Origin of the sequence: Maribacter sp. 1_2014MBL_MicDiv (assembly GCF_001865655.1) — a bacterium.
Lineage (GTDB): Bacteria > Bacteroidota > Bacteroidia > Flavobacteriales > Flavobacteriaceae > Maribacter > Maribacter dokdonensis.
The window spans coordinates 1,630,152-1,644,083 of the sequence record NZ_CP011318.1 but is presented as its reverse complement, the minus strand read 5'-3'; the positions used below and the strand labels follow the sequence as shown (position 1 = coordinate 1,644,083).

The window sequence follows — 13,932 nt, the reverse complement described above, 5'->3', positions numbered from 1 at the left end:
ATTTATCGACCGCAAAGAAACAACATATTTTATAGAAAACTAGTTCTAAGGAACAACTGCCATACTTGTGACATAAATGTTTACTCCTTCTATATCTTTAAACGTATTGGCACAAATTTCCATGGTTGCGCCAGTTGTAATTACATCGTCAACCAATAATATATTTTTATTGATTAAAAGCTCATGATTTTTTATCTCGTATAAAGATCTGTTGTCATACCATCTGCTTAATCTGTTTTTCTTTGTCTGTGTTTTAGTATTTGCCGTTTTTATCAGCATGTCGTCAGTATAATCAGCGCCAATATGAGTAGCAATTTGTTTGGCAAAAAGTGCTACTTGATTATAACCCCGTTTTTTTAATTTTTTACGGTGCAACGGTACCGGAATTACATAATCTATTTGTAATAAATCTCCTTGTTCTTTTAAGATTTGGCCATGCCAATCACCTAAAAATCTGCCAATACCCTCTTGATTTTTGTATTTCAATAGATGTATTAGGTTTTTAACAATTCCAATTTCGGTAAAGAATAAGAATGAATTTGCTTTTTTTATGTTAATTCGTCCATAAAAAATACGGTCAACGGCATTTTCTTCGTTAAAAGTATACTCGGTAAGCGGTAATTGATGTCGGCAAGATGTACAGAGAAGAACCTCTCCTCTATATAATCGTGCATTACATCCAAAACATGATATGGGTAACAGTATGTTGGTAACATCCTTTAGTATATTTGAAATTCTGTTTTGCATCAAACCTTACAGATTACTTAACCTACAGCCCACTTTTTAAATGGACACTCAAGATAACAAATTCAATTATAAAATAATGCTTGCTGCATTTGCTGCCGTAATTATAGCATTGTTAATTGCATTCTACTATAGTTACGCCCAGTCTAACGCCCAAATAGACTTTTTAGAGCAGGAAAAAGCAATTTTGGTAAGAGATCTTACCATTATGAAAGCAGATGTGGATCGTTTGTCCGCAAAGAGCGAAATGAATGAAATAGAGTTGCAAGACTCTAAATTCAAGGTTCAAGAACTTTTAGATTCTGTGGGAAGATTAAATTTTACGGTGCAAAGATTAAGAGAATTCAAAACAGAGCTACGTAGACTAGAATCTAAGAATGATAGTTTAATTTTAAAGAACAATTTTCTTCGTTACAATAACATGTTGCTTACAGATAAATATGATGAGTCTCGCAAGCAAATTGAAAACTTAAGGGCGAACAGTAATTCATTGGCAGAGGCAGAAGCTTTGCAGAGAAGAAAGATATTGGAGCTGAATCAAAAATTAAAAACCAAAAGTTACCTAAAAATGGCAAATGCTGAAGGTAGTGGTTTTAGATTGATAAGAGGTACAAGGCCAACTAAAACAAACAAGGCTTCGATCATAGAAAAATTAAGAGGTTGTGTTACTGTATTGGCAGATGAAAGCGAAGCTGGAAATGAAAAAATTATCTATTTACAATTTTTAGATCCTAATAAACAGATCATAGAAGACAATGCCAATACAATTACAGTAAACGGTAATGTATATAGTAAGAGGGTAGAGTTTGTTTTTCAAGGTATAGACCAGGCGTTATGTGAATCTATAACCATACCCGAAGGCTCTTTAATGGAAGGTAATTATACCTTAAACGTCTTTGAAGATGAGCGATTGATCACTTCTTCAGAATTTCAATTGAAATAATTATTATTTTTTTAGGCTATTATCCTATTTTTGCCGCATGGCAAAGCAAGAAGATGATTTTAAGCGTGTAATATCTCACGCAAAGGAATATGGTTATGTATTCCAATCTAGTGAAATTTATGATGGTTTAAGCGCTGTTTATGATTATGGTCAAAACGGTGTAGAGCTTAAGAAAAATATACGTGACTATTGGTGGAAAGCCATGGTACAGCTCAATGACAATATAGTTGGGCTAGATGCTGCGATTTTTATGCATCCGTTAACTTGGAAAGCATCTGGACATATAGATGCCTTTAATGATCCATTGATAGATAATAAAGATTCTAAAAAGAGATATAGAGCAGATGTTTTAGTTGAGGATTATGTAGCTAAAATTGATGCCAAAATTGAAAAAGAAGTCAAAAAAGCAGAAAAACGCTTTGGAGAGTCTTTCAATAAAGAAAAATTCTTGGAAACAAATCAACGCGTTGTTGACTATCAAGAACAAGGAAAAACAATTCTAAGTAGATTGGGTAGGTCTTTGCAGAACGAAGATTTAGCCGATGTTAAAGCTCTTATTGAAGAATTGGATATTGCTTGTCCAATGTCAGGGTCAAAGAACTGGACAGATGTAAAGCAATTCAATTTAATGTTCGGTACAAAGTTAGGAGCCAATGCAGAAAGTGCAATGGACCTATTTCTTAGACCGGAAACTGCCCAAGGTATCTTTGTTAATTTCTTGAATGTTCAAAAATCGGGTCGTATGAAATTGCCTTTTGGTATTGCTCAGACCGGTAAAGCGTTTAGAAATGAAATAGTCGCAAGACAATTCATTTTTAGAATGCGTGAATTCGAACAGATGGAAATGCAATTTTTCATTCAGCCAGGTACTCAGAAAGAATGGTATGAAACTTGGAAAGAAAAAAGAATGAAATGGCATTTATCTCTTGGTATGGGGCAAGATAATTACCGTTTTCATGATCATGAGAAATTAGCTCATTACGCAGATGCAGCTTCAGATATAGAGTTCCGTTTTCCTTTCGGATTTAAAGAACTTGAAGGAATACACTCTAGAACAGATTTTGATTTAGGCAGTCATGAGAAATTCTCAGGCAAGAAATTGCAGTACTTTGATCATGAGGTTAATAAAAACTACGTTCCTTATGTGTTAGAAACTTCTATTGGTCTTGACAGAATGTTTTTGGCTGTATTTTCAAATTCATTACAGGAAGAAGAATTAGAAAATAATACTACAAGAACTGTTCTTAAATTACCTGCTGTTTTGGCACCTGTTAAAGCTGCAATTTTACCATTGGTCAAAAAAGATGGTTTGCCAGAAGTAGCACAAAAAATTGTGGATGACCTTAAATGGGACTTTAATGTAACCTATGATGAAAAAGACGCGGTAGGTAGACGTTATAGAAGACAAGATGCAAATGGTACTCCATTTTGTATAACAGTAGATCATCAAACTTTAGAAGATCAAACGGTTACCATTAGGCATAGAGATTCTATGGAACAAGAGCGTGTTGCCATATCTTCATTGAACGGGATTATTCATGATGTTGTAGACATGAAAACCTGGTTAAAAAAGATGGAATAATCTATAAGGTGTAGTTTAATTTTAAACCACCATAGTAATTGATATTGTTCCCAGGGTAGAAATACCTTGGGGCATTTCCTCCAAATCCACTAGCATTTATCAATACTGATTGTGCGTATTTAGTATCGGTTAAATTATTGATGCCAAAATCTAAACCTATTCTCAGTTTTTCTGATATTTGATTTTTGTATCCTAGTTTTAAGTTCAATAAGTTAAAAGAATCGCTATACAAGGTATTTGCATCCGTCAACGGAATTTCATCTACATATTGATGTGTAATATTAAAGAATAGTCCATTACCAAAATTGGTTTGTATCCCTGAATTGATTTTGTTTTTTGGTACACCTGTTAAAACATTATCTGAATAATCTTCATTTGCTTCTTCATCTATAAAGTCTAAGAATTTATGATTGCTGTAAGTGTAGCTGATAAATGGCGATATGGTTATTTTATTGTTAACATTAAATTTGTAACTCCAGTCGAGATCAATTCCTTGATGTTTGGTTTTCCCGGCATTTCTACCAATATATTGATTGTCGCCAACACGTTTGGCTACTAATAAATTGTTTATCGGCATTATGTAAAAAGCAATTTCAAATCTATTCCTGTCATCTTCACTCTTGTGCTCTATGCCTAATTCATAGTTTGTGCCGGTTTCTTGTACAATGTCCGGATTGATTATTCCATCAGGTGTTAATGTTTCTTCTAAACTAGGGTTGGAAAATCCGCGACTAATGTTACCATATAATTGGTAGGTAGGTGTAAATGCGTAGTTAACATCTATACTTGGTAGCAACAGGGCTTTAAAGTTTCTATTTGCACTGGTATTTAGCTCCCCTGTATTAAAAAAGTCCCTAAAATCATATTGGGTTTTGTTGATATTCAGCCCTAACTGTGTGGTAAGTTTTGGTGTAATTGAATAAGAGGCAGTTGCGAAAATGTTTATTTGGTTTCTGAATTCTTTATTTTTTGATTGTTGATCTCCTTGAAGGCTTCCATTGCCTTCATTTTCCTGATATAGATTTTCAAAAGTTTGCCAATTGTATTCGTCTATGTAAAGCTCACCACCTAAAGTGTAAAAGAGAGCGTTTTTAGATATGTCCAAGTTCCCAGAAAATAATGTCCTAACACCATAACCGTTGGTGAATTCGTCTAAAATATTGAAGGGTGCAGGTTCGTAATGATCCAAGTATGTGTAAAATAAACTGGTTGTATTCTTAAGGTTAGGGCTAGCGTAGTAAGTGTGCGATAACCCTATAAGACTATAATTGTTGTCTTCATAACCTTGTGATGCTTTCCATGTAAATGCAGCTTGGGTAGGGTCTTCATTAAAATCTTCTTGACTTATAGAGCTTGCTATTTGGGCAGAATAATCTATATGGTTAACTAATAATCCTAGTTCACTCTTTTTAGAAAGTTTAAAGATGGTGTTTAATAAATATCCGTCACGTTCAAATCTGTTATTTTCACGATATCCATCAACTTCCATATGTCCGTATTGAAATGTCATATAGAAATTATCTTCTGCATGGGTAAATCCTAAGCTGTTTTTAAAAAGTCCGTAAGAACCAATAGTTGTATTGTTTGTAAACTTTGTAGGTTGATCACTTAATTGTTTTGTGTTCAATATTATTGCGCCACCGAGGTTGGTTCCAAAACCCGTTCCTTTAGGTCCTTTAATAACTTCAACAGAGGTCAGGTTTTCTAAATCAAAAGCTTCTATTGTAGAAGATCCCGTACCATTTGTAATCGGGATATTGTTGTAGTATAATCTTAATTTATCTGTGCCGTATAAGGTTCTGGATCCAACTCCCCTTATGGTGATTCTATTGGTGTTTAAAGCACCTGAGAGGGCATATAGACCGGACACTTGATTTAAAGAACTTATAAAGTCAACAGGGCTGTAATTGGAAAATGTAGTTTCCCCTATAATTTGAGATGGCACAATGCCAATAGCATTTTTAGCTGTTAGGGTGTCAATTACAATAACTTCGTTTAAACGGGTAATACTATCATTTTCTGTTGTTACCTGTGCTAAAAGAACTGAGGGGGTTGTAAGAATAAATAGTAGGCTAAAAAGAGTTTTTTTCATAAAAAGATTAAAACTCAAAAGTACCCATTAAAACCTAAAACCTAAAGATAATCCTGCTCTAAACATAAAGTCATCTTGAAAATCTTCTGGGTTAATATTTCTGCCCAAACCTCCGTTTAATTCAATGGTAAATTTTTGACTTCTGGTAGCCCATTTATAACCACCACCCAGACCAAGTGCAATGGTAGAATAGTCATAATTTCTTGTGCCTATATTTTGAGTGTCTACATCGTCATCTCCTGTGTAATATAAACCAAAGACCTCTGCAAAGAGGCCACTTTTTGGTTCAAAACCAAAATAAGCTCTTAAGTTGGGTCCTATACCAAAGTTACCATTGTAATCAGTTGATTTTCCATCAAAATATATTGTTCCTCCTATACTGGTATCTTCATTAATATAATATTCATAGCCAAGTTCAACCGTAGTGGTAATTAAAAACTGACCAATATTAAGTTTAACCTCATGGCTATTATCGTTATTATAATATGCTTGTGCAAAAGAAGATGTAGTTGCAAATATTAGAAGGGTTGTAAAAATGAACTTGTTCATGAATAGATGATTATAATATAAAACAGACTTGTATGGATACTTTTAAAATGTGAAATTATGATTTTAAAAGAAAGTATACACCTTTAATCTACAACTCTTTTTTATTTTTAGGTCAAAATTTAGATACATGAAAATCATATCCTACAATGTAAATGGTATTAGGGCGGCAATAAGAAAAGGTTTTTTGGATTGGTTGGTTGCAGTTTCGCCAGATGTTGTTTGTCTGCAGGAAATAAAGGCAAATGAAGAGCAGTTGGATCTTTCATTGTTTGAAAAAGCGGGATATAAATATAATTATTGGTATAGTGCACAAAAGAAAGGGTATAGCGGAGTGGCAATTCTTTCAAAAACAAAACCAGATGCTGTAGTATTTGGTACCGGTATAGAGTATATGGATTTAGAGGGTAGAAATATTAGAGCGGATTTTGGTGAAGTATCAATTATGAGCATGTATTTACCTTCTGGTACCAACATTGAAAGATTGGAGCACAAGTTGATGTATATGGCAGATTTTAGACAATATGTTGATGGACTTAAAAAAACCAATCCTAATCTTATTGTGTTGGGAGATTATAATATATGTCATGAAGCTAGGGATATACATAACCCTGTAGGACTTAAAAATGTTTCTGGTTTTTTACCAGTTGAGAGAGAATGGATAGGGGATTTTATAGACAGTGGTTTTGTAGATAGTTTTAGGGAGTTTAATTCTGAGCCAAATAATTATACATGGTGGAGTTATAGGGCAAATGCCAGAAACAACAATAAAGGTTGGCGTTTAGACTATGCCATGGTGGCTTCTACATTAAAAGAAAGGTTGTTGAGGTCCGTTATATTATCAGAAGCCAAACATAGTGATCACTGTCCAATTTTAATTGAGTTAGATAGTTGATCATATAGATGCGTTCACCCTTAATATATTTAGTAGTTTTGTAATTCTTGAAAGCAATTAAAAGAGTTGAATGATCTATACCAAATTACCGCACACTGAAATTGAAGTAAGTAAAATTTGTTTAGGTACAATGACCTGGGGAAACCAGAATACCGAAGAAGAAGGTCATGAGCAAATAAATTATGCACTGGATAAGGGAATTAATTTTTTGGATACTGCAGAGTTGTATCCCGTACCTGCACATAAAGATAGATATGCCGATACCGAGAGGATCATAGGTAATTGGTTCAAAAAAAATGGGAACAGAGAAGATATTGTACTTGCGTCTAAAATTGCCGGAAAAGCAGAAATGACAAAGTTCATTCGTACTACAGGATTTACCAGAGAGGCCATAATTGAAGCTGTTGAAGGTAGTTTAACTAGATTGCAAACAGATTATATTGACCTATATCAATTACATTGGCCAGATAGAAATACCAATTACTTTGGGCAAAGGGGGTACAAACATGATATTTCTGACCATTGGGAAGATAATATTCATCAGGTTTTGGAGACCATGCGCGATTTAATTCGTGAGGGAAAAATCAAGCACGTAGGTTTGTCAAATGAAACGCCATGGGGAACCATGCGTTTTTTAGAAGAAAGTAAGGTTCATGTTACTTTGCCAAGAACTATAACGGTACAAAACCCTTATAGTTTGCTGAACAGATTGTTTGAAGTGGGAATGTCGGAAATAGCCATGAGAGAGCAAGTTGGGCTATTGGCGTACTCGCCAATGGGTTTCGGTGCTCTGAGTGGTAAATATTTGGGTGATAGAATGCCGGAAGGGTCAAGATTAAGCCTGTTTCCCCAGTACAATAGATATATTGGAGATACGGCTGTTGAGGCTACCAAAAAATATTATGAACTTGCTCAGGCCAACGGTTTAACTTTAGCGCAAATGGCATTGGCCTTTGTGAATACAAGACCATTTGTTACCAGTACAATTATAGGCGCAACAAATTTAAGGCAGCTAGAAGAAAATTTTGGCAGTATAGACGTTACTCTTTCTGATGATGTTCTTAAAGAAATAGAAGCCATACACGGTTCAATTCCAAATCCCGCTCCATAATATGAACAATATAATATTCTTTAAAATCGGCTTTGGACAAATAGTAGTTATTGTTGCCGTTGTGATAATTATAATGGTCTTGGCCAGAATAATGAGAGATAAACGTTAACCAAATAAGTTACCGGCAACTTCTTCAATTTTAGAAGCCAATAGAATTCTTATTTTGGTTGATTTAAGACCTATTTTATTATTTTTTGAAATAATAATTGTTTCATAGCCTAGTTTTTCTGCTTCAAGAATTCGTTGTTCAACTCTTTGTACAGGTCTAATTTCACCTGCAAGCCCAACTTCTGCAGCAAAACAAATGCCTTTGTCAATAGGTATGTCTTCATTGCTCGATAAAATTGCGGCGATAACTGCCAAATCAATAGCGGGGTCGTCTACGGATATGCCACCGGTAATATTTAAGAAAACATCTTTTGCACCTAGTTTGAAGCCAGCACGTTTTTCTAAAACGGCCAAGAGCATGTTTAGTCTTTTAACATTATAGCCCGTAGTTGAACGTTGAGGTGTTCCATAAACCGCGGTACTTACCAAAGCTTGAATTTCTATAAGCAGTGGCCGCATGCCTTCAACGGTAGCTGCAATGGCAGTACCACTTAAACCATCATCATTTTTGGATATTAAAACCTCTGACGGATTGTTGACTTCTCTTAGGCCACTACCTTGCATTTCGTAAATACCAAGTTCCGCTGTGGATCCAAATCTATTTTTTAGTGACCTTAGAATTCTGTAAACATAATTACGGTCGCCTTCAAATTGAAGAACGGTATCAACCATATGCTCTAAAATCTTTGGTCCGGCAATAGAGCCGTCTTTTGTAATATGCCCAATTAAAATGACAGGTGTATTGGTCTCTTTGGCAAATTTTATAAGTTCCGCAGTGCATTCCCTAATTTGAGAAATACTTCCGGCAGCAGATTCAATATAATCGGAGTGCAGCGTTTGTATAGAATCAATGACTACAATATCTGGTTCTGTAGCTTCAATTTGCTTAAATATATTTTGAGTTTTGGTTTCTGTAAGTATAAAACAGGTTTCACTGTTAGGGTGAATTCTGTCAGCACGCATTTTAATTTGTTTTTGGCTTTCTTCGCCTGAAACATATAAGGTTTTATAGGGTAGTTTTAAGGCAATTTGAAGCAGTAGTGTGCTCTTTCCTACACCAGGTTCCCCACCTAAGAGCACCAATGCTCCAGGTACTAATCCGCCACCAAGAACTCTATTGAATTCAAGATCAAAAGTATTTAAACGAACTTCTTTTTCAATACTAATTTCATTGACCAAAAGAGGTTTTGAAACTCTTTTTGAGCTTTGTGAAGGGGTTTTCCAACTAGATTTTTCTTCTTTTTGTACAACCTCTTCAACAACAGTGTTCCATTGTTTACAAGCAGAACATTGCCCTACCCATTTTGCATATTGGGTGCCGCAATTTTGACAAAAAAAGGCAGTTTTTGTTTTGGCCATCTTTAGTATTTAAAAAGTGGCTAAAGGTAGCAAGAAGTTTGAGATGAGTAAATTCTTAAATCAAATTTAGAATCAATTTTTACTCGAACTTTCTTTTTTAAAAGCGCTAAAAGCTAGAAAAAATGATGCCCATGCCATGAAAAGGGCAATTCCGTTATACGCCAGATTAAATTCTCCTTTTAATCCAAAGTAAGTAAAGAGCACTCCGGAGAACACGAAGTACATTGCGTCAATTTTAATCATAATTAAGTAGGTTAGGCTAATTTGGGAATAGCCGTTTATTAATTCTGTTTAAAAACCAAAATCGGCTTTTAGTGCATCCATTTTCTCAAGGGCCATTTCTTTAGTTAAAAAATCTATTTCTTCCATTTGAAAAGATTTCTCAAATGTTCTTAATGCTTTCTTGGGTTCGCCCAGTTGTTCATAATACTCAGCCTCAAAATAAAAACCTAGCATAGTCTCTGGGTATTCTTTTTTGCAAAGATCAGATAATGGTTTTAACGATTCAAAATCTTCTTTTTTTCTAGAGGCAGCATAAATTGCCATAATGTCGTTCAATTCAACCGGTTTGCTAAAGCCAAACATATCAACAATACCTTGGTATTTATTCTCTAAATAATTGTAAACAGGTTCTTCACTGGTAAGAATCTGTGTTTTGTATTCCTTAGGGCTTATGGGCTTAAACATGCCAAAGATATTGTCAAAGGCTTTGCCTATACCGTAAGTCGCTACAGAGATATGGTCAGCATTTGTATATTCATCAAAGAAATAATGTAAAGACTCTTTTTCTATAGATTTAATATCATTGTGCATAGTCAATATTCTCTGCTTATCATTACTTGCTTCCCCTTCAACAATAAGTTGGTAAAAAATTTGATTGTCAAAAGCACCCAGTCGCATGGGTACCCTGCTTTCCATTTCTGGGGCAAGTGTGGGCGAAATACTTACATAGCCATCAAATATAGAATTGTCTTTAAACAGCCAGTAGTTCATGAAGTTTGCAGTGATGTCATACCCTACGATCATCTTAAAAGGCGCTGTGCTGTAATTAAGGTCTAGGTAAGGTATAAGTTCCATACCAATAAACTCATAAAAGCTTTTGCCTTTCTCGGAAGGTAAACCACTTTCTGGATCAAATGCACAATCTTCATATCTAAGATCGTTTTCGCTTTGGTCAATACCTACAACTATACTTTGGGGCATACCATGAAATCTACTATAAAATTTAGAGGTAGCTACAACTTGCTCGAATAGATACTCGCCATCAAGTACTATGATTAATGGGTATTTTTTAGTTTCATCTAAATTCTCTGGAAAATAATAATGAACATCTCTACGTTCTTGAAGTTTAAACGATTCGAAAATTTCTTGTGTTACTTGCGCATAGGAGGTTAAGCCAAATAAGAGTGCGAAAATAAAAGATAGATTACGCATAAGGGGTTATTGATTAGATGTAAGTAAACTACTTGCTTCTGTTCAATAACGGTAATAGCAGAAAAGATATTGCACCAAAAACAACTATCATTAAAGTCTGTGCGATCCAAATTATCCATCCAAAGGCATCACCCGATACAGAGCTAATACCAAAGATTGCCAAAGCACTGCTTACGGCAATAGGGTAAAGCCCTATACCACCGTTAGTTGTGGCCATCGCAAAAGCCCCTGCAACAAAGGCTACCAAAAGTTGGCTTAATGAAAGTGAAATGGTTTCTGGAACGGTAAATTTTATTATCCAAAGCATACCAATATAGCATCCCCAAATGAAAAAAGTGTGTAGAATGAACAGCCATTTATTTTTCATTTTAAAAATGCTGAATACTCCGTCAAGAAGTCCTTTTACAAAGGTTTTTATTTTATTGGCAAATTCACTTTTAGATCTCTTGATGATAAAAATAAAAACGAATAATAAAGCGATACTTCCTAATGCCAAAAAAAGAAGTCCGGTAACATTAAAACCACGTTCTTGTAGTATGCCCATAATTACATCTGTCTGAAGTAAAAAAGCCAGGGTTACTACCAATAGAAGCATAATTACATCAATAACCCTTTCGGTTACAATGGTGCCAAAACCTTTTTCAAACGGAACGTTTTCATACGTGGATAATGCCGTTGCCCTTAGTATTTCTCCAGTTCTTGGAATACCAAGATTGGCAAAATATGAAGTAAGAATGATTAAAATGTTGTTTATGAGTTTGGGCCTGTAGCCAAGTGGTTCTAAAAGGTAGTTCCACCTTATGGCTCTAGACACGTGACCGAGAATACCTAGTAATACAGATAAAAATACATATAACGGATTTGCTTCCTTAATGTAAAAGATGATTTCCTTTCTATCTTCGGGTGTAGTGGAGTTGTAAGAATACCAAACTAAAAAAACTCCCAAGGCTATTGGGAGTATAATTTTAAGATTCTTTTTCAGTGTATTGGTCAACTTTAGGTCAATAGGTTGTTTGCTTCGTTAGGGAAAACTAAAGAAGGGTTAAATTTCTTTGCCTCTTCAATATCCATCCAAGTATAAGAAATTAAAATTAAAACATCTCCTACGGCAACTTTTCTGGCCGCAGCACCGTTTAAAGTTATTTCGCCACTTTTTCTAGGACCCGGTATAATATATGTTTCTAGTCTTTCACCGTTATTATTGTTGACAATTTGAACTTTTTCACCACGAATAAAATTAGCGGCATCCATTAAATCTTCGTCAATAGTAATACTACCAACGTAATTAAGATCGGCACCGGTAACCTTTACACGGTGTATTTTAGATTTAACTACTTCTACTTGCATAACTTGTACTAATTTAAGGCTATGTTATCTATTAAACGTACGTTCTCTACGTAAACGGCAATAAACGCCCTGTATTTTATATTATTTATTTTATCAATTACTGGTGTTAAGGTTTCAACATCGGTAATGTCGAAATATTCAAGCTCAAAATCGTTTGTTTTTTTAAACTCGTTAACTACCCAGTCTTTAATATTCAGTACATTATCCGTGCCAAATTTATTTTTGGCAGTCTTTAATGTCTCATAAATGAACGCAGCTTTTTGTCGTATTTCTTTACTTAACCTTTCGTTTCTAGAACTCATGGCTAAACCGTGGTCTTCTCTTACAATTTCACAACCAATTATTTCAACAGGTATTTGTCTTATTTCAGTAAGTTTTTGGATAATACGTAATTGTTGAAAGTCTTTTTCGCCAAAATATGCTTTTGTTGGGTGTACCACTATTAGTAATTCTTCTACAATTGTACCTACACCATTAAAATGGTCGTCTCTAAATTCCCCTTCCATCACCTTTTCCAGTCCTTCAAAATCATAAATTTTTGGAATAACGGTTTCAGGGTATATTTCAGAAACTTCGGGGGTGAATACTATAATGTCTTCTGAAATTTCAGAAATCAAAAGTAAATCTGCATCTAATGTTTTTGGGTATTTGTTCAAGTCCTCTAAGTTGTTGAACTGCGTAGGGTTCACAAAAATACTGACAACCACCTTATCATTTTCAGAAACCGCTTTTTTTATCAACGATGCATGTCCTTGATGAAGGGCTCCCATAGTTGGCACAAGACCTAGGTTTAGGCTGCTACCAAGTTCGTTCAGTTTTTCTGTAAGTACTTTTTTGGTCTTAATTACCTGCATTGAAAATTGCATTAGCGAGCAAACTTACTATAATTACTGCTAATCTCTATATTTTTTGTAATTTTGCGGTTACGTTCCAGTGAAAAATAAAATATAACCTTTATGAATGGTAAAAAGATATTGTTTGTATCTTCTGAATTAGTTCCTTACTTACCCGAAAACGAAGTTTCCTTAATGTCTTATGAAGCACCTAGAATGGTCAACAGTAATGGTGGCCAGATTAGAATATTCATGCCTAGATATGGAAACATCAATGAAAGAAGACATCAATTACATGAAGTAATTAGACTTTCTGGAATGAATTTGGTCATTAATGATATGGATATGCCATTGATTATTAAAGTGGCTTCTATTCCAAAAGAAAGAATACAAGTTTACTTTATTGACAACGAAGAGTACTTTAAGCGTAAAGCCACTTTTACAGACAAGCAGGGAAACCTTTTTCCAGATAACGACCAACGTGCAATATTTTTTGCAAAAGGTGTTATGGAAACTGTGAAAAAATTGAATTGGTCACCAGACATTATTCATGTTCACGGTTGGATGGCTAGCTTGCTTCCATTGTATTTGAAGAAATACTATGCTGATGAGCCGCTTTTTGGTGACAGTAAAATTGTTTTGTCGGTTTATGGTAAAACTTTTGAAGGGGCTTTGGATAAGGACATGATCAAAAGAATTTCTTTTGATGGTATACCAGAAGAAGAAATTGCTTCTTTAGGCGAGCCAACTTATAATAATTTGTTAAAGGTAGCTGTTGATTATTCCGATGCTGTAATTTTAGCTTCTGAGGATATTCCAGAAGAATTAGAGAGCCATATTACCAACCAAGAAAAACCCGTGTTGCCATATGTACCTGTTCAAGAGTTTGAAGAGGCGTATGCAAATTTTTATAACACCGAAGTTTTAAAATAATCTGC

General features: G+C 34.7%; 14 protein-coding genes. 5 read left to right on the top strand and 9 right to left on the bottom strand.

What is annotated here, in order from left to right; all coding sequences use genetic code 11:
- Window positions 1–45: 45 nt before the first annotated feature.
- Window positions 46–747 carry a ComF family protein gene (locus YQ22_RS06810; RefSeq protein ID WP_071340581.1) on the bottom strand — a complete coding sequence of 234 codons (702 nt, stop codon included), beginning with the start codon at window positions 745–747 and terminating at the stop codon, window positions 46–48.
- 40 nt (window positions 748–787) lie between these two features.
- On the opposite strand from YQ22_RS06810, the gene YQ22_RS06805 reads away from it, so the two are divergent.
- Window positions 788–1,687, top strand: coding sequence for a hypothetical protein (locus YQ22_RS06805; protein WP_058104835.1), 900 nt, complete (start codon window positions 788–790; stop codon window positions 1,685–1,687).
- A 37-nt stretch (window positions 1,688–1,724) separates the two neighbouring features.
- On the top strand, window positions 1,725–3,269 hold the full coding sequence (locus YQ22_RS06800) for a glycine--tRNA ligase (RefSeq protein WP_071340580.1): 1,545 nt from the start codon (window positions 1,725–1,727) through the stop codon (window positions 3,267–3,269).
- Between the two features lies 1 nt (window position 3,270).
- On the opposite strand, the gene YQ22_RS06795 is transcribed toward YQ22_RS06800, so the two are convergent.
- Both YQ22_RS06795 and YQ22_RS06790 read right to left on the bottom strand, forming a co-directional pair.
- Window positions 3,271–5,361, bottom strand: coding sequence for a TonB-dependent receptor family protein (locus tag YQ22_RS06795; protein WP_071340579.1), 2,091 nt, complete (start codon window positions 5,359–5,361; stop codon window positions 3,271–3,273).
- Between the two features lie 27 nt (window positions 5,362–5,388).
- Complete coding sequence (locus YQ22_RS06790) at window positions 5,389–5,910, bottom strand: DUF3575 domain-containing protein (protein WP_071340578.1); 522 nt, start codon at window positions 5,908–5,910, stop codon at window positions 5,389–5,391.
- A 127-nt stretch (window positions 5,911–6,037) separates the two neighbouring features.
- Between YQ22_RS06790 and YQ22_RS06785 the strand changes: the two genes are divergently transcribed.
- Window positions 6,038–6,802, top strand: coding sequence for an exodeoxyribonuclease III (locus tag YQ22_RS06785; protein ID WP_071340577.1), 765 nt, complete (start codon window positions 6,038–6,040; stop codon window positions 6,800–6,802).
- A gap of 70 nt (window positions 6,803–6,872) precedes the next feature.
- Window positions 6,873–7,913 (top strand): aldo/keto reductase, encoded by a 1,041-nt coding sequence (locus tag YQ22_RS06780; protein WP_071340576.1) that lies wholly within the window; start codon window positions 6,873–6,875, stop codon window positions 7,911–7,913.
- A 105-nt stretch (window positions 7,914–8,018) separates the two neighbouring features.
- Here YQ22_RS06780 and radA read toward each other — a convergent pair whose 3' ends face one another.
- The 6 genes from radA to panC all read right to left on the bottom strand — a co-directional run bounded on the left by radA (window position 8,019) and on the right by panC (window position 13,015).
- The gene (gene radA, locus YQ22_RS06775; RefSeq protein ID WP_071340575.1) at window positions 8,019–9,380 is read right to left on the bottom strand and encodes a DNA repair protein RadA; all 1,362 of its coding nucleotides are present in this window, start codon (window positions 9,378–9,380) and stop codon (window positions 8,019–8,021) included.
- A 72-nt stretch (window positions 9,381–9,452) separates the two neighbouring features.
- Window positions 9,453–9,623 carry a hypothetical protein gene (locus YQ22_RS19075; RefSeq protein WP_156894538.1) on the bottom strand — a complete coding sequence of 57 codons (171 nt, stop codon included), beginning with the start codon at window positions 9,621–9,623 and terminating at the stop codon, window positions 9,453–9,455.
- Between the two features lie 48 nt (window positions 9,624–9,671).
- A complete protein-coding gene (locus YQ22_RS06770; protein ID WP_071340574.1) occupies window positions 9,672–10,814 on the bottom strand; it encodes an alpha/beta hydrolase in 1,143 nt (380 codons plus the stop codon).
- A gap of 28 nt (window positions 10,815–10,842) precedes the next feature.
- Window positions 10,843–11,808, bottom strand: a complete 966-nt coding sequence (locus YQ22_RS06765) for a lysylphosphatidylglycerol synthase transmembrane domain-containing protein (RefSeq protein WP_071340573.1) — start codon at window positions 11,806–11,808, stop codon at window positions 10,843–10,845.
- Between the two features lie 2 nt (window positions 11,809–11,810).
- Window positions 11,811–12,161 (bottom strand): aspartate 1-decarboxylase, encoded by a 351-nt coding sequence (gene panD / locus YQ22_RS06760; RefSeq protein ID WP_071340572.1) that lies wholly within the window; start codon window positions 12,159–12,161, stop codon window positions 11,811–11,813.
- Between the two features lie 8 nt (window positions 12,162–12,169).
- Window positions 12,170–13,015 carry a pantoate--beta-alanine ligase gene (panC, locus tag YQ22_RS06755; RefSeq protein WP_071340571.1) on the bottom strand — a complete coding sequence of 282 codons (846 nt, stop codon included), beginning with the start codon at window positions 13,013–13,015 and terminating at the stop codon, window positions 12,170–12,172.
- 102 nt (window positions 13,016–13,117) lie between these two features.
- Here panC and YQ22_RS06750 point away from each other — a divergent pair, with 102 nt between their 5' ends.
- On the top strand, window positions 13,118–13,927 hold the full coding sequence (locus YQ22_RS06750) for a glycogen/starch synthase (RefSeq protein ID WP_071340570.1): 810 nt from the start codon (window positions 13,118–13,120) through the stop codon (window positions 13,925–13,927).
- Window positions 13,928–13,932 lie beyond the last annotated feature (5 nt).

Bases quoted from the DNA above. Each gene is read 5' to 3' on its own strand.
- YQ22_RS06805 (WP_058104835.1), top strand. From the start codon at position 788: ATGGACACTCAAGATAACAAATTCAATTATAAAATAATGCTTGCTGCA.
- YQ22_RS19075 (WP_156894538.1), bottom strand. From the start codon at position 9,623: ATGATTAAAATTGACGCAATGTACTTCGTGTTCTCCGGAGTGCTCTTT.
- YQ22_RS06770 (WP_071340574.1), bottom strand. From the start codon at position 10,814: ATGCGTAATCTATCTTTTATTTTCGCACTCTTATTTGGCTTAACCTCC.
- YQ22_RS06800 (WP_071340580.1), top strand. From the start codon at position 1,725: ATGGCAAAGCAAGAAGATGATTTTAAGCGTGTAATATCTCACGCAAAG.
- YQ22_RS06780 (WP_071340576.1), top strand. From the start codon at position 6,873: ATGATCTATACCAAATTACCGCACACTGAAATTGAAGTAAGTAAAATT.
- radA (WP_071340575.1), bottom strand. From the start codon at position 9,380: ATGGCCAAAACAAAAACTGCCTTTTTTTGTCAAAATTGCGGCACCCAA.
- YQ22_RS06750 (WP_071340570.1), top strand. From the start codon at position 13,118: ATGAATGGTAAAAAGATATTGTTTGTATCTTCTGAATTAGTTCCTTAC.
- panC (WP_071340571.1), bottom strand. From the start codon at position 13,015: ATGCAGGTAATTAAGACCAAAAAAGTACTTACAGAAAAACTGAACGAA.
- YQ22_RS06810 (WP_071340581.1), bottom strand. From the start codon at position 747: ATGCAAAACAGAATTTCAAATATACTAAAGGATGTTACCAACATACTG.
- YQ22_RS06785 (WP_071340577.1), top strand. From the start codon at position 6,038: ATGAAAATCATATCCTACAATGTAAATGGTATTAGGGCGGCAATAAGA.
- panD (WP_071340572.1), bottom strand. From the start codon at position 12,161: ATGCAAGTAGAAGTAGTTAAATCTAAAATACACCGTGTAAAGGTTACC.
- YQ22_RS06795 (WP_071340579.1), bottom strand. From the start codon at position 5,361: ATGAAAAAAACTCTTTTTAGCCTACTATTTATTCTTACAACCCCCTCA.
- YQ22_RS06790 (WP_071340578.1), bottom strand. From the start codon at position 5,910: ATGAACAAGTTCATTTTTACAACCCTTCTAATATTTGCAACTACATCT.